General features: G+C 68.4%; 14 protein-coding genes, 2 pseudogenes and 1 riboswitch. Of the genes and pseudogenes, 14 read left to right on the forward strand and 2 right to left on the reverse strand.

Going from position 1 to position 14,366, the window contains the following annotated elements; all coding sequences use genetic code 11:
* Nucleotides 1-691 precede the first annotated feature (691 nt).
* Nucleotides 692-770, forward strand: a riboswitch (Fluoride riboswitch).
* Nucleotides 771-793: 23 nt separating this feature from the next.
* The 4 genes and pseudogenes from ASG60_RS23440 to ASG60_RS10190 all read left to right on the forward strand — a co-directional run.
* Nucleotides 794-1,170 (forward strand): annotated as a pseudogene (locus tag ASG60_RS23440) (voltage-gated chloride channel protein); the annotation flags it as partial.
* A gap of 35 nt (nt 1,171-1,205) precedes the next feature.
* A partial coding sequence (locus tag ASG60_RS23445) for a chloride channel protein (RefSeq protein WP_244476629.1) occupies nt 1,206-2,074 on the forward strand: 869 nt, incomplete at its 3' end.
* A gap of 1 nt (nt 2,075) precedes the next feature.
* Nucleotides 2,076-2,588 (forward strand): annotated as a pseudogene (locus ASG60_RS23450) (chloride channel protein); the annotation flags it as partial.
* Nucleotides 2,589-2,598: 10 nt separating this feature from the next.
* Nucleotides 2,599-3,000 (forward strand): DUF190 domain-containing protein, encoded by a 402-nt coding sequence (locus ASG60_RS10190; RefSeq protein WP_056385369.1) that lies wholly within the window; start codon nt 2,599-2,601, stop codon nt 2,998-3,000.
* Nucleotides 3,001-3,183: 183 nt separating this feature from the next.
* On the opposite strand, the gene arsH is transcribed toward ASG60_RS10190, so the two are convergent.
* The gene (gene arsH, locus ASG60_RS10195; protein WP_056385371.1) at nt 3,184-3,936 is read right to left on the reverse strand and encodes an arsenical resistance protein ArsH; all 753 of its coding nucleotides are present in this window, start codon (nt 3,934-3,936) and stop codon (nt 3,184-3,186) included.
* Between the two features lie 47 nt (nt 3,937-3,983).
* On the opposite strand from arsH, the gene ASG60_RS10200 reads away from it, so the two are divergent.
* From ASG60_RS10200 to ASG60_RS10245, 10 genes are all read left to right on the forward strand, one after another.
* Entirely contained in the window at nt 3,984-4,331 is a 348-nt protein-coding gene (locus tag ASG60_RS10200) for a metalloregulator ArsR/SmtB family transcription factor (RefSeq protein ID WP_056097023.1), read from the forward strand.
* Nucleotides 4,331-4,756, forward strand: coding sequence for an arsenate reductase (glutaredoxin) (gene arsC, locus ASG60_RS10205; RefSeq protein ID WP_056385373.1), 426 nt, complete (start codon nt 4,331-4,333; stop codon nt 4,754-4,756). The genes ASG60_RS10200 and arsC overlap by 1 nt, the downstream gene beginning before the upstream one ends.
* 34 nt (nt 4,757-4,790) lie before the next feature.
* Complete coding sequence (locus tag ASG60_RS10210) at nt 4,791-6,086, forward strand: arsenic transporter (RefSeq protein ID WP_056385376.1); 1,296 nt, start codon at nt 4,791-4,793, stop codon at nt 6,084-6,086.
* Nucleotides 6,087-6,093: 7 nt separating this feature from the next.
* Nucleotides 6,094-7,257: an MFS transporter gene (locus ASG60_RS10215; RefSeq protein WP_056385378.1), complete on the forward strand. Its 1,164-nt coding sequence runs from the start codon at nt 6,094-6,096 to the stop codon at nt 7,255-7,257.
* Between the two features lie 186 nt (nt 7,258-7,443).
* The gene (locus ASG60_RS10220) at nt 7,444-7,644 is read left to right on the forward strand and encodes a heavy-metal-associated domain-containing protein (RefSeq protein WP_056385380.1); all 201 of its coding nucleotides are present in this window, start codon (nt 7,444-7,446) and stop codon (nt 7,642-7,644) included.
* Nucleotides 7,645-7,732: 88 nt separating this feature from the next.
* Nucleotides 7,733-8,155 carry a hypothetical protein gene (locus ASG60_RS10225; RefSeq protein WP_156398855.1) on the forward strand — a complete coding sequence of 141 codons (423 nt, stop codon included), beginning with the start codon at nt 7,733-7,735 and terminating at the stop codon, nt 8,153-8,155.
* A gap of 81 nt (nt 8,156-8,236) precedes the next feature.
* On the forward strand, nt 8,237-8,641 hold the full coding sequence (locus tag ASG60_RS10230; RefSeq protein ID WP_056385385.1) for a FixH family protein: 405 nt from the start codon (nt 8,237-8,239) through the stop codon (nt 8,639-8,641).
* Nucleotides 8,638-10,164: an efflux RND transporter periplasmic adaptor subunit gene (locus ASG60_RS10235; RefSeq protein ID WP_056385386.1), complete on the forward strand. Its 1,527-nt coding sequence runs from the start codon at nt 8,638-8,640 to the stop codon at nt 10,162-10,164. The genes ASG60_RS10230 and ASG60_RS10235 overlap by 4 nt, the downstream gene beginning before the upstream one ends.
* Nucleotides 10,161-13,337 carry a CusA/CzcA family heavy metal efflux RND transporter gene (locus ASG60_RS10240; protein WP_056385388.1) on the forward strand — a complete coding sequence of 1,059 codons (3,177 nt, stop codon included), beginning with the start codon at nt 10,161-10,163 and terminating at the stop codon, nt 13,335-13,337. The genes ASG60_RS10235 and ASG60_RS10240 overlap by 4 nt, the downstream gene beginning before the upstream one ends.
* A gap of 160 nt (nt 13,338-13,497) precedes the next feature.
* Nucleotides 13,498-13,830, forward strand: coding sequence for a four-helix bundle copper-binding protein (locus ASG60_RS10245; protein WP_056385391.1), 333 nt, complete (start codon nt 13,498-13,500; stop codon nt 13,828-13,830).
* 28 nt (nt 13,831-13,858) lie between these two features.
* On the opposite strand, the gene cueR is transcribed toward ASG60_RS10245, so the two are convergent.
* Nucleotides 13,859-14,332, reverse strand: a complete 474-nt coding sequence (gene cueR, locus ASG60_RS10250; RefSeq protein WP_056385393.1) for a Cu(I)-responsive transcriptional regulator — start codon at nt 14,330-14,332, stop codon at nt 13,859-13,861.
* Nucleotides 14,333-14,366: the final 34 nt, after the last annotated feature.

Raw genomic sequence — 14,366 nt, forward strand, 5'->3', positions numbered from 1 at the left:
GCGCCTGTCACCCTCCCGGATCTGGCCTTCCGGCTACCCATGGCCGCCACCATGCAGTAGCCTTCCAATTGGCTCGGTCCAAAATACCGGTCAGGTCACTTCGATCTACATGAGAATGGCGTCGTCCATCGTGACGAAGTCGGCGTCGGGTGCGCCACCCTGGAAGCTGCCGTCGTACAAGCCAAGCGGGTTCTGCCCACCATTGCGGCCGACGAAATTCCGCGCGATGGCGAACAGAAGATCTACACGGTGGTGGTGACCGATGAGGATGGGAGTGCGGTCTATACGGCGGGCCTGTCGTTCTCTGGAACGTGGTTGATCCGATGAGCGGTCCCCCATCCGCCGAACCGGACGGAACACCGCATTAACGAGTGATGGGCGTTGGAGCGGACGGCGAGATCGTCTCGCAGTCCGAAATCTCAGCCCTGGGAGACGATGAGGCCAAGGCGAAAGCACAAGCCCTCGTGGATGGGCACGCCGCCGACCTCTGGGATGATCTACGCTTCATCGAGCATTTCGCGTCGTTGCCAGCGAAGGACTGGAAACCCCATTTTAGGAACGGCTGCTTCCCATTCCGAGCGGTCATTCCGGGATCGACCCAACCTCGCCGCTCAAGGCAAGTTGCGCTGGACCCGAAAGCGGCCTTCGTTGATCCCGTGGGATTGACCGCAGGCAGGCAACGGCGACATAAACCCTCGACGGTAATGGTGTCTGCCGGGCCTTAAGCCGAACCGCCGATCCCTGATGCGGCTAATGACTCCTACTTTTCGCAATTTTGCGAACAGGAGGAGTCATGCGCGCGTCGTTTCGGAACCTTTCTCACGACCTTGACCTTGCCGGCTTCCTGCGGACACGCCGGTCGCACGCCATCTCGGTGGCGCGCTGGTCGGTCATCCTGTTGCCGATGGCTGTCGCCGTGGGCACGCTCTGCGCCGCGTTCCTGTGGAGCCTCGACGAGGCCACCCAGGCGCGCTTCGACCATCCCTGGCTCCTATTCCTGCTGCCCTTCGGGGGCTTCGCCGTCGGTCTTCTCTACCTCCTGTTCGGGAAGAGCGTCGARGGCGGCAACAACCTCATCGTCGAGGAGATCCAYGAGCCGGACGGCGGGGTCCCGCTCCGGATGGCGCCTCTGATCTTCCTCGGCACCATCGTCACGCACCTGCTCGGCGGNGGCCGGATAGGCCGGCCAGTGCGGCGGCCCCCCGATGGCCGTCGCCGTGGGSACSCTCTGCGCCGCGTTCCTGTGGAGCCTCGACGAGGCCACCCAGGCGCGCTTCGACCATCCCTGGCTCCTATTCCTGCTGCCCTTCGGGGGCTTCGCCGTCGGTCTTCTCTACCTCCTGTTCGGGAAGAGCGTCGARGGCGGCAACAACCTCATCGTCGAGGAGATCCAYGAGCCGGACGGCGGGGTCCCGCTYCGGATGGCGCCTCTGATCTTCCTCGGCACCATCGTCACGCACCTGCTCGGCGGATCGGCCGGCCGCGAGGGTACCGCCGTCCAGATGGGCGGCAGTCTCGCCAGCGCGTTCGGYAGGATGTTCGGCGTCGATGCCACCGGAGTGSGGGKCCTCCTGATGGCTGGCATCGCCGCCGGCTTCGGGGCCGTCTTCGGCACCCCCATCGCCGGRGCGGTGTTCGCGTTGGAGGTCCTGGCGGTCGGGCGCATCGAGTACGCMGCGCTGGTGCCCTGCCTGCTGGCGGCGGTGGTCGGCGACTGGACCTGCCRGGCCTGGGGCATCMACCACGSACTCTACCGCGTCGACTTTCTCGCCGGTAGCGCCAAGACACTGACCGTGGAGCCGTTACTCCTGGCCAAGGTAGCCCTTGCCGGGGTCGCGTTYGGTATCGTCGGGCTTGTGTTCGCCGAGGCCAACCACGTCCTCGGGGGATGGCTCAAGCGTTGGGTCCCGTACGGACCGCTCCGGCCGGTGATCGGCGGCCTTGCCGTCATCGGCCTCGTCTACGCTTTCGGCACACGGGACTACCTCGGGCTCGGCGTAACAGCCGCCAACTCCGGCGGGCTGACCATCACCGGTTTCTTCGGACCGGACGTCCATCCCTGGAGCTGGGCCCTNCGGGACTACCTCGGGCTCGGCGTAACAGCCGCCAACTCCGGCGGGCTGACCATCACCGGTTTCTTCGGACCGGACGTCCATCCCTGGAGCTGGGCCCTSAAGATCCTSTTCACGGTCGTGACCCTGAGCGCGGGGTTCAAGGGCGGCGAGGTCACGCCGCTGTTCTTCATCGGGGCCGCCCTCGGGAACGCCCTGGCCGGGGTGCTCGGCGCGCCGGTGGACCTGTTCGCGGCGCTGGGGTTCGTCGCGGTCTTCGCCGGCGCGGCCAACACGCCGCTCGCCTGCACGCTGATGGGCATCGAGCTCTTCGGCGCGACGCACGGGGTCTACCTCGCGGTGGCCTGCTTCCTCGCCTACCTATGCTCCGGCCACAACGGCATCTACCTGTCGCAGCGCATCGCCGTCCCGAAGGCGGCGACGGGCCTCGCCGGCGGCGCGACCTTGCGCGAGGCGCGGTCGGGGCGCGCGCCGGCCGTCGGGCCCCAGCCCGCCCCCTCGTCCACCGTCCATTGAAGGAACCGTCATGAACGCTTCGCATCGCGTCGTCGCGACCGAGACCGGCATGATTCGGATCTACATGAGGCCCCGGGACCGGGTGGGCACCGGTCGGACCGGATGGTTTTCCGACGGCAGGCCGCTCTATCGGGAGCTCGTCGCCCAGGCCAAGGCGGAGGGCCTCATGAACGCCGTCGCCCACCAGTCCCAACACGGCTACAGCAACCACGGGCCGATCCAGGACGACGGGGCCGAGTCGCTCAACCCCGAGCTGACCATGTGCGTCGAGCTGATCGGCACCCGCGAGCAGCTCGAAGGCTTCTGCGGCCGGCACGGTGCCCAGCTCGCGAACAAGGTCATCGTCTACAAGCACCTTGAGCACTGGAGCGTCGGCCATGTCGGCGTCGGCGCGGCGGGGCGGGTTGCCTGACCTGGACCGTCCCGGGCCGTTCCGGGCATCGGAGCGCCGGATAGGCCAACGGATGCGATAGTTGGCCATGGGTGCGCGGTCCGCCTACGGACCGGCAGGCATAGCGTTGGTCGGGCTGCCAGCGCGGGAGACCCGTGTCCATGCAGCTGCGCCTCCGCCCGATCTCCATCAGGCCGTTGATCCTCATGCCGGCCGGGCCTGGAACCCGATGTCGGCGGCGACGGCCTTCAGGCGTTCCGGCTCGCGCTCCTTCCGCTCGGAATAGCGGTCGACGAGATGGTCGGAACGCTCGCGGGTCAGGAGCGTGAACTTGAAGAGCTCCTCGCAGACGTCGACGACCCGGTCGTAGAGCGGCCCCGGCTTCATCCGACCGGCCTCGTCGAACTCCTTGTAGGCCATCGGCACCGACGACTGGTTCGGGATGGTGATCATCCGCATCCAGCGCCCAAGGACGCGCAGGCCGTTGACGGCGTTGAACGACTGCGAGCCGCCCGAGACCTGCATCACCGCAAGGGTCCGCCCTTGGGTCGGGCGCACTGACCCTTCCGAGAGGGGAAGCCAGTCGATCTGGCTCTTCATCACCCCGGTCATGGCCCCGTGTCGCTCCGGGCTGACCCAGACGTGCCCTTCCGACCAGATCGAGAGGTTCCGGAGTTCCTGGACCTTGGGGTGATCGGCCGTGGCGTCGTCGGGCAGCGGCAGGCCGTGCGCGTCGTAGGTGCGGACCTCGCCGCCCATCGCCTCAAGCAGGCGCGCGGCCTCGTAGGCGAGGAAGCGGCTGAACGAGCGCTCCCGGAGTGAGCCGTAGAGGATCAGGAAGCGCGGGGCGTGGGCGAACGGCGTCGCCACTTCCAGGTCGGCGCTCGTCGGGACGACGAAGTGTCCCTCGCTCAGGTTCGGCAGGCCGTCGGCGAAGGGCTGTCGGGGCTTGTCCAAGACGTTTCGTTCCTCTACATTTCAACGATGGTTGATATATTGACATCATGATGGACGAACGGCAAGCCGTCGCCGCCTTCGCGGCCCTCGGCCAGGAGCATCGGCTGCGCATCGTGCGCCAGCTCGTCACCGCGGGACCTGACGGGATGGCGGCCGGCATGCTGGCCGAGGCGGTCGGCGTGTCCGGCACCAACCTGTCGTTCCACCTGAAGGAACTCAGCCATTCCGGCCTGGTCACCTCCCGGCGCGAGGGCCGGTCGATCATCTACAGCGCCGCCTATCCGGACCTGTCGGAGCTCATCCAGTTCCTGATGCGCGATTGCTGCCAGGGCCGCCCCGAGGTCTGCGCCCCGGCCGTAGCCGCCCTATCCGCCTGCTGCGAGGAAACCGCCTGATGGACGTCGTGATCTACCACAACCCGGATTGCGGCACGTCCCGCAACACCCTGGCACTCATCCGCAACTCCGGCATCGAGCCCCACGTGATCGAGTACCTGAAGACGCCGCCGAGCCGGGCAATGGTCCGTCAACTCGCGGAGCGTGCCGGCCTCACCGTGCGCGACCTCCTGCGGGAGAAGGGCACGCCCTACGCCGATCTCGGCCTTGGGGACCCGAGCCTCACGGACGACCAGCTTCTCGATGCCGTCGCCGAGCATCCGATTCTGTTGAACCGCCCCCTGGTGGTGAGCCCGAAAGGCGTCGCCCTGTGCCGCCCATCTGAGGCCGTCCTCGACCTCCTGCCCGCCCAGCAGGGCGAATTCGTCAAGGAGGACGGCGAGCGCGTCGTCGACGAGCACGGGCGCCGCGTCGCCACCGCCTGATCGCCTCACAAAATCAAAAACAAGAATCGGTCCGATGCTCGCGCTCGCCATCTTCGTCGTCACCCTCGTCTTCGTCATCTGGCAGCCGAAGGGCTTTGGGATCGGATGGAGCGCCCTGATCGGGGCCGCCGTGGCGTTGGCCACCGGGGTGATCCATCCCGGGGACATCCCGGTGGTCTGGCACATCGTCTGGGATGCTACCTTCACGTTCGTGGCGTTGATCATCATCTCGCTGCTCCTCGACGAGGCCGGCTTCTTCCATTGGGCGGCGCTCCATATCGCCCGCTGGGGCGGCGGACGGGGGCGCCTGCTGTTTCCGCTGGTGATCCTGCTGGGGGCGGCGATTGCCGCGGTGTTCGCCAACGACGGCGCGGCCCTGCTGCTTACCCCCATCGTGTTGGCCATCCTGCTGAGACTCGACTTCAAGCCCGCGGCAGCCCTGGCCTTCATCGTCGCCTGTGGGTTCGTGGCGGACTCGACCAGCCTGCCGCTGGTAATCTCGAACCTCGTCAACATCGTCTCGGCGAACTTCTTCGACATCTCGTTCAGCCGCTACGCGGCCGTGATGGTGCCGGTGAACCTCGTCTCGCTCGCGGCGACCCTGGTGGTGCTGTGGCTGTTCTACCGGCGCGACCTTCCGGCCACGTACCCCGTAGCCGAGCTCGAAGCGCCGCCGCACGCGATCAAGGACCCGCTAGTGTTCAAGGCGGCCTTTCCACTCCTGGCCCTGCTGCTGGTGGCCTACTTCGTGACCGCGCCGTTCGCCGTGCCGGTATCGGCGGTCACCTGCGCCGGCGCCGTGGTGCTGCTGGCGCTTGCGAACAGGAGCCGCGTCATCCCGATCCGCAAGGTGCTCGCCGGTGCCCCCTGGCAGATCGTGCTGTTCAGCCTCGGCTTGTACCTCGTCGTCTACGGGCTGAAGAACGCCGGCCTGACCGACTACCTGGCGCAAGGCGTCGTCTGGCTTTCGGGCCACGGACCGTTCGTGGCCACCATCGGCACGGGGGTCGCCGCAGCCATCCTGTCCTCGGTCATGAACAACATGCCGAGCGTGCTGGTGGGGGCGCTCTCGATCCAGCAGGCCCCGGACCTGTCGCCCCTGATGCGCGAGCTCATGGTCTACGCCAACGTCATCGGCTGCGACCTCGGACCGAAGTTCACGCCCATCGGGAGTCTGGCGACCCTACTCTGGCTCCACGTCCTCGATACCAAGGGCCAGCGCATCACCTGGGGTCAGTACATGCGGGTCGGCCTCGTGATCACCCCGCCGGTGTTGCTCGTCACCCTGGCGGCCCTGGCACTGTGGCTGCCCCTGCTCGGGGCTCGGTAGCGCGGCGATGCCCCCGACGCGTCGATGGCCCGTGATCTCGGCCCTGGGCGTCATCCAGATCTTGACCTGGGGCTCCTCGTTCTACCTGCTGTCGGTGCTGGCCGCGCCGATGTCGAAGGATACGGGATGGCCCCTCGGCTGGGTCATCGGAGGGCTGTCGGCCGGCCTCCTCGTCGCGGGCCTCGTCTCGCCGCGGGTGGGAGCCTTCATAGGGGAGCATGGCGGGCGGCCGGTGCTGGCCTTCGCCGCCATCGCCCTGGCGCTGGGCCTCACGGGCCTCGCCCTGGCCCCGAACCTCACGGCTTACCTGGCGGCCTGGCTTCTCGTCGGCCTCGGCATGGGCACCGGGTTGTACGATCCCGCCTTCGCCACGCTCGGACGCCTCTACGGCGCCGAGGCAAGGTCCGCCATCACGACCCTGACCCTGTGGGGCGGTTTCGCCAGCACGGTGTGCTGGCCGCTCTCGGCCTTCCTCGTCGAACGGGTCGGCTGGCGCGGGACCTGCCTCGCCTATGCCGGGTTGCATCTTTCGGTCACGCTGCCGCTCGTCCTGCTCGCGATCCCCCGCCCGCCCGCACACCCGGTCACGCGACCCGCAGGCCCGAGCCCCGTCATTCGTCTCCATGGTCGGGAACACCGTGCCTTCCTCCTCATGACGGGGGTGCTGACCCTCGGGGGCACGGTGATGGCCATGGTGTCGGTGCACCTCATCACCCTGCTGCAGGCCCGTGGCGTCGCGCTGGCCTCGGCCGTCGCTTACGGCGCCCTGATCGGACCGTCGCAGGTGGGGGCGCGCATCGTCGAGATGGCCGGGAAGGGCCCGCATCACCCACTTTGGACCCTGACCGCCGCCATGATCCTGGTGGTCCTTGGGGTCACGATGCTGGCGGCCGGCCTACCCTTGGTCGGGCTGGCGCTGGTCCTCTGCGGGGCCGGCAACGGGAACTACTCGATTGCACGGGGTACGGTGCCCCTGGCCCTGTTCGGTCCGGAACGCTACGCCGCGCTCGTCGGCCGGTTGGCGCGTCCGGGCCTGGTGGCGCAGGCGCTCGCACCATCCCTCGGGGCCGTCGTGCTGACACATGGCGGAGCCGATGCGACCTATGCCGTCCTGACCGTTCTGGCCCTGGGCAACGTGGTGCTCGCCCTGTTGCTCTGGCGCGTACGCTAAGCGCCGGCCCGTTCCCCGATCCACCTGGGTTCACGGAATTGGATGCCCGCGAGATGCCGCCGCTCGCGCCATCGTGGGCATCGTTCGAACAATCGGGCAAGCGCGAACGGAAACCGGCCGGCGACCCTTGACTTTACCACCATAGGAAGCCCCATCTCGGCGTGACGCCATCGAAGGGAGAGCGTCATGTTCCGTTACAAGGTCGACACAATGGGATGCGGCGGATGCGCCAAGTCCGTGACCCGCGCGGTGCTTGGCATCGAGCCGGGAGCCCGGGTGGATGTGGACCTCGGCGCCAAGCTCGTGACCGTGTCCGATGCCGCCGGCCCGGCCGACCGGATCGCCAGAGCCATCGTTGCGGCCGGGTTCCCGGCAGTGCCCGCCTGACGGGCGCTTGCAACCAACCTGATCCTGCGTCGTTCGAGGAATGCGGAACGGGCTTTCGCCCGACCGCGCAATTTGGCATCTTGCATCCGTGATCCTTTGGCTTGCCCTTAGGCGACTGTTGCCGCTGCTCGCGGTCCTCAGCCTCGCCCTGACGCCGGTGACCGCTCCTGCGGCCACCGCGGGCATGCACGCGTCCATGGCTGCCCAGGCTCAAACCATGGCGGCTGCCGGCCACCACCATGACGGCATGGCGATGGATCACGCCGGCATGGGTATGTCGTCCATGGCCGCGATGGCCATGGACGACATGCCCTGCTGTCCGAAGGAAAAGCCCGACTGCACCAAGGGCTGCCCGCTGATGGCGCTATGCCTGGCGAGCGTGGCTTCGCTGATGCTGACCGCGGTCGCCGTCCCGGCCCGAGGTTCGATACGCGCCACCCTGTCCTGGCCCGCCTCAACGACCTTCGCCAGCGTGCACGGGACGCCGCTACCCGAGCCCCCCCGAGCCTGAACCCGATGCCGCCGGCGTGATCGCCGGCACGACGCCGTACGCCCGCGTGCGGCACGCCATCGCGTTCAGGAGACAGTACCCGTGACCCAGAAGCTTTTTTCGCGCGCCGTCTCGGCGGCGCTGCTCGGTGCCGTCCTGTCGGCGACCGCGCTCCCGGCGCTCGCCGACACCAAGGACTATCGCTTCGAACTGGTTCAGCAGGAGGCCAAGGTCGGAGAGTCCGTCCTCTCCGTGCGCCTTCTCGATAAGCGCAGCGGCAAGCCGGTGCCCGACGCTGTGATCTTCGCCAAGCGCATCGACATGGCGCCCGACAGCATGGACGAGATGACCTCGAAGATCGAGCAACTCCCCACGACCGAACCGGGCGTCTATCGCTTCAAGGCGAAGCTCACGATGGCCGGCGGCTGGCGCCTGTCGCTCGGGGCCAAGGTCCAGGGCGAGACCGGCACGGTCGAGGACAAGCTGGTCTTCAAGGCCGTCAAGTGAGCCGCGCGGCCTGGTTCGCCGGGACCCTCGCCGCACTCGCGGCGGGGGGCGCCGGCTATGTCGCGGGGCATGGGGAGAACCCCGTGCCGGCGCTCGCCGAGCGCGCCCGGACGGAGTTCGCCCGGTGGTCTCCGGGCCCCATGCCGGCCGCGCAGGCTACGGCCCCCGCGAAGGCGACCGGACCGGTGGTCTACTTCCAGGACCCGGACGGGAAGCCGGTCTACTCGCTTTCGCCGATGGCGACCGCGGATGGCCGGGAGTTCCGGGCGGTCCACGCCAGCGAGGACGTGCGCTTCGACGCGCCGGATTCGGACGAGGCCATGCCCGCCGACATGGCCGGGAACGGGATGGCCGGGCACGACATGGCCACCCAGGACACGGGGAAGGCTGGGGATGCGAAGGCCGCCGCGGGCGCCCGGCGCATCCAATACTACCGCAACCCGATGGGGCTGCCGGATACCTCGGCGACGCCGAAGAAGGATTCGATGGGGATGGACTACATCCCCGTCTACGAAGGCGAGGACAGCGACGGCAACGTCGTGACCGTCTCGCCCGGCAAGGTCCAGCGCACCGGCGTACGGACCGAGGTGGTCGAGCGCCGGGTGGTCGCCCAGCCCGTGCGCGTCCCCGGTACCGTCGCCCTCGACGAGCGGCGGGTGACGGTCATCGCGACCCGGTCGGACGCCTACGTCGACCATGTCGAGAACGTCACCACCGGCGACCGCGTCCGCAAGGGGCAGGCGCTGGTCCACGTCTACTCGCCCGAGATCAACGCCGCGGCGGCCCAGCTCATCGCCAACCCGGGCTTCGACGGCGCGAGGCGGCGCCTGCGGAACCTGAACGTCTCCGAGGCCGTGATCGACGAGATGGAGCGCACCCGGAACGTGCCGATGGCCATCACATGGTCCTCGGCCCGGGACGGCATCGTCCTGCAGCGGACCGCCATTGAGGGCATGAAGGCCGCGGCCGGGGATACCCTGTTCCGGATCGGCGACATCTCCACCATGTGGGTGCTGGCCGACGTGCCGGAGCGCGACCTTTCCAACGTCCGCGTCGGGCAGGCCGCCACGATCCGCCTGCGCTCCGCCCCGGGCCGCACCTTCTCCGGCAAGGTCGGGACGATCTACCCGCAGGTTAACCCGGAGACCCGGGCCACGCGGGTGCGCATCGAGCTCCCGAACCCGGACGGCACCTTGCTGCCGGACATGTACGCCGACGTCGAGATCGCGACGGGTGACGCCAAGCCGGTCGTGGCCGTGCCCGACGACGCCGTCATCGACACCGGCGAGCGACAGGTCGTGCTGATCGACCGCGGCGAGGGTCGCTTCGAGCCCAAGGCTGTGAAGGTCGGCGTGCACGGCGGCGGCTACACCGAGATCCGCGACGGCGTCTCGACCGGCGACCGGGTGGTGACCTCGGCCAACTTCCTCATCGACGCCGAGAGCAACCTGAAGGCGGCGCTGCAGGGCCTGGCGCCTCCCAAGGACGACCGCCAAGCCGCCGACGCGGGAGCGACGCCATGATCGCGCGCCTCATCGGATGGTCGGCCCGCAACCTCGTCCTGGTGCTGGTGGGCACCGTGTTCGCCGTCGCGGCAGGCGTCCTGTCGCTTCGGACCATGCCGCTCGACGCCATCCCCGACCTCTCGGACGTGCAGGCCATCGTCTACACCGAGTACCCGGGGCAGGCCCCACAGGTCGTGGAGGATCAGGTCACCTACCCGCTGACCACCGCCATGCTGACGGTGCCGAAGGCGAAGGTGGTGCGCGGCTTCTCGTTCTTCGGGGTGTCGTTCGTCTACGTCATCTTCGAGGACGGCACCGACCCGTACTGGGGCCGCTCGCGGGTGCTCGAATACCTCAACGCCGCGGCGAGCCGCCTGCCGGCGGGCGTGACCCCGACGCTCGGCCCCGACGCCACGGGTGTGGGCTGGGTCTACCAGTACGTGGTGGTGGCCAAGGAACGGACGCTCGCCGAGCTTCGCTCCCTGCAGGACTGGGTGGTCCGGTTCGGGGCCTCGCGGGCAGAGGGCGTCGCCGAGGTCGCCGGCGTCGGCGGCTTCGTGAAGCAGTACAACGTGGTGGTCGACCCGAACCGGCTACGCGCCCAGGGCATCTCCCTCAACAAGCTCCGCGACGCGATCCGGTCGAGCAACGCTGACGTCGGTGGCCGCACGGTCGAGCTCTCCGAGTTCGAGTTCATGGTCCGCGGGCGCGGCTACCTGAGGGGCGTCGCCGACATCGAGAACATCGTCCTCAAGACCGCGGGCGGCACGCCGCTGCGGGTGCGGGACGTCGCCCGGGTCGAGCTCGGCCCCGACGAGCGTCGCGGCATCACCGAGATGAACGGCGAGGGCGAGGTTGCCGGCGGCATCGTCCTGCAGCGCTTCGGCGCGAACGCGCTGAACGTCATCGAGGGGGTGAAGGCGAAGCTCGCGGAGGTGGCGAAAAGCCTGCCAGCGGGCACGAAGATCCTGCCGGTCTACGACCGCTCCCAGCTCATCGACGCGGCCATCGACACCCTGCGGCACACGCTGGTCGAGGAGAGCGTCGTCGTCTCCATCGTATGCTTCGTCTTCCTGCTGCATGTGAGGAGCGCGCTGGTCGCCATCCTGATGCTGCCGGTCGGGATCCTGATGGCGTTCGTCGGAATGCGAGCCCTGGGTCTCGGCGCCAACATCATGAGCCTGGGCGGCATCGCCATCGCGGTCGGCGCCATGATCGACGCCGCCATCGTGATGATCGAGAACGCCCACAAGCACCTGGAACGGGCGCCACCGGACAAGCCCCGGGTCGAGATCCTGGTCGAGGCGGCCTCGGAGGTCGGCCCGTCCCTGTTCTTCTCGCTCCTCATCATCACGGTCTCGTTCCTGCCGATCTTCACTCTGGAGAGCCAGGAGGGCCGGCTGTTCGGGCCGCTGGCCTTCACCAAGACCTTCGCCATGGCGGCGGCCGCGATCCTGTCGGTGACCATGGTCCCCGCGCTGATGGTGCTGTTCGTGCGGGGACGGATCATCCCGGAGCACAGGAACCCGCTGAACCGGCTCCTGATCTGGCTCTACCGGCCGCTCATCGCGGGCGTCCTGCGGGCGCGGGTCCTGACCGTCCTGCTCGCCCTCGGGGTGCTGGCAGCGACCGTCTGGCCGGCCCGTCAGCTCGGCTCGGAGTTCATGCCCGACCTCAACGAGGGCACGCTGATGTACATGCCGACGACCCTGCCGGGCCTGTCGGTGACCAAGGCCGGCGAGCTCCTCGCAACCCAGGACCGCATCATAAAATCCTTCCCGGAGGTGGCCTCGGTCTACGGCAAGGCGGGCCGCGCCAACACCGCGACCGACCCGGCGCCAATGGAGATGTTCGAGACGGTCATCGCGCTGAAGCCGCCGTCCGAGTGGCGGCCGGGCGTGACGCTGGCGAGCCTCAAGGCCGAGATGGACAAGGCGCTGCAGTTCCCGGGCGTGTCGAATGCCTGGACCCAGCCGATCCGCGCCCGAATCGACATGCTCTCGACCGGCATCCGCACCCCGGTCGGCATCAAGGTGCTGGGAACGGACCTGAAGGAGATGGAAGGGGTCGCCCGCCGGGTCGAGGCGGTGGTGCGCAACGTGCCGGGCACGTCGAGCGCCTACGCCGAGCGGGTCATCGGCGGCTACTTCCTCGACATCACGCCGGACCGGGAGGCGCTCGGCCGTTACGGCCTGATGGTCGGTGACGTGCAGGACGTCATCGCCATGGCGCTTGGCGGCCAGAGCGTGACGAACACCGTCGAGGGACGCGAACGCTACACCGTCAACGTCCGCTATCCCCGGGCCTTCCGGTCCGATCCGCGGGCCATCGCCGACGAGGTGCAGGTGCCGCTCCCGGCCGGGGGCACGGTGCCGTTGCGCGAGGTCGCCAAGGTCGAACTCACCCGGGGCCCGACCTCGATCCGCACGGAGAACGGACAGCTTGCGGTCTACATCTTCGTCGACATCAATGGGCGCGACCTCGGCGGCTACGTGGCCGAGGCGCGCAAGGCCGTGGCGGACGAGGTCAAGCTCCCACAGGGCACGACCCTGCAATGGAGCGGGCAGTACGAGTACCTGGAGCGGGCCGAGGCGCGCATGAAGATCGTAGTGCCGCTGACGCTGCTCGTCGTGTTCCTGCTGCTGTTCATCAACTTCCGGCGCCTGACCGAGACGCTCATCGTCATGCTGTCGCTGCCGTTCGCCCTGGTCGGCGGCATCTGGCTGATGTGGTGGATGGGCTTCAACATGTCGGTGGCGGTGGCGGTGGGCTTCATCGCGCTCGCCGGCGTCGCCGCCGAGACCGGCGTGATCATGCTGGTCTACCTCGACCACGCCCTCGACGAGGTCCGGGCCGCGTGTGACCGCGAGGGACGTCCCCTGTCGCGCGAGGATCTGCGGCGGGCGATCATGGTCGGCGCGGTCGAGCGGGTTCGCCCCAAGATGATGACCGTGACCGCCATCATGGCCGGCCTGATCCCGATCCTGTGGAGCACGGGCGCCGGCTCCGAAGTGATGCAGCGCATCGCGGTGCCGATGATCGGCGGGATGGTGTCCTCGACCGTGCTGACGCTCGTGGTGATCCCCGCCGTCTACGGACTCGTGAAGGGATGGGGTCTGTCCACGGCTGCCGAGACGCCGGCGAGCGTAGCCCCGGCCGAACGACCCCCTTACCGCGAGGCGGCGGAGTAGGCGCTTGCGGACGGATTGAGGATACCGGGAAAGAAGAAAGGAATTTATTAGAACGAACTATAGCCGCCTGAGTTGATATAATGAGCAAGGCAATACTGGAGGCATGCTGTCATCCGGTACTGACCCTTGTCTCTTTTTGTCTAACATCAAGGATCTTCACATGAACAATGTGTCGAGCGAGATGCAGTCCTGCATCGACGAGTGCCTTCGCTGCTACCAGACCTGCCTCGGCATGGCCTCGAACCACTGCCTCCCGGCGGGCGGCAAGCACGTCGAGCCCGAGCACTTCCGCCTGATGCTGGCATGTGCCGAGATCTGCCGGACGTCGGCCCACTTCATGCTGATCGGGACGAGGCATCACAAGCACACCTGCGCCGAGTGCGCCGACGTCTGCGAGGATTGCGCCCGAAGCTGCGAGCAGGTCGGCGACATGCAGCATTGCGTCGAGCAGTGCCGCCGCTGCGCCGAGAGCTGCCGGAAGATGGCCGCCTGACCGAAGCGCCGCCGGGGCCGGTTCGGACTCAGCGACCGGCCATGGCCTTCCGGCGCGGTGCGGGGGGCGGCATCGCCCCCTGGGAGGCGCCCGGATGGCAGTGCGGGACGTTCGCCCCGGTCTCCAGGCTGGCGATGATCGGGCAGTCGGGCCGGCCGTCGCCATCGCAGGCGTCGGCCAGGGACCGGAGGGCGTCGGCCATCTCGTTCAGTTGGCGGGCCCGCTGTTCGAGTTCCGTGACATGGGCCCTCGCGATGGCCTTCACGTCGGCGTTGCTGCGGTCGGGGTCGCTCCAGAGCCCGAGCAGCACCCGGATGCGGTCCAGCGAGAAGCCCAGGTCCCGGGCGTGCCGAATGAAGCCGAGCCGGTGCAGGTCGGCGGTCCCGTAATCGCGGTAGCCGCTGTCGCGACGGTCCGCCGGGGGCACGAGCCCGATGCTTTCGTAGTGCCGGATCATCTTGGCCGAGACCCCCGAGGCCCGGCTCGCCTCGCCGATGTTCATCGTGAGAGCCCCTCCGTTGACCTTCCCATGATGG

Source organism: Methylobacterium sp. Leaf469 (genome assembly GCF_001424745.1).
Classification (GTDB): domain Bacteria; phylum Pseudomonadota; class Alphaproteobacteria; order Rhizobiales; family Beijerinckiaceae; genus Methylobacterium.

What these genes read in the sequence shown, in the direction of transcription:
- ASG60_RS10190 (WP_056385369.1), top strand. Translation starts at nt 2,599, where the DNA reads ATGAACGCTTCGCATCGCGTCGTCGCGACCGAGACCGGCATGATTCGG.
- ASG60_RS10200 (WP_056097023.1), top strand. Translation starts at nt 3,984, where the DNA reads ATGATGGACGAACGGCAAGCCGTCGCCGCCTTCGCGGCCCTCGGCCAG.
- arsC (WP_056385373.1), top strand. Translation starts at nt 4,331, where the DNA reads ATGGACGTCGTGATCTACCACAACCCGGATTGCGGCACGTCCCGCAAC.
- ASG60_RS10210 (WP_056385376.1), top strand. Translation starts at nt 4,791, where the DNA reads ATGCTCGCGCTCGCCATCTTCGTCGTCACCCTCGTCTTCGTCATCTGG.
- ASG60_RS10215 (WP_056385378.1), top strand. Translation starts at nt 6,094, where the DNA reads ATGCCCCCGACGCGTCGATGGCCCGTGATCTCGGCCCTGGGCGTCATC.
- ASG60_RS10220 (WP_056385380.1), top strand. Translation starts at nt 7,444, where the DNA reads ATGTTCCGTTACAAGGTCGACACAATGGGATGCGGCGGATGCGCCAAG.
- ASG60_RS10240 (WP_056385388.1), top strand. Translation starts at nt 10,161, where the DNA reads ATGATCGCGCGCCTCATCGGATGGTCGGCCCGCAACCTCGTCCTGGTG.
- ASG60_RS10245 (WP_056385391.1), top strand. Translation starts at nt 13,498, where the DNA reads ATGAACAATGTGTCGAGCGAGATGCAGTCCTGCATCGACGAGTGCCTT.
- cueR (WP_056385393.1), bottom strand. Translation starts at nt 14,332, where the DNA reads ATGAACATCGGCGAGGCGAGCCGGGCCTCGGGGGTCTCGGCCAAGATG.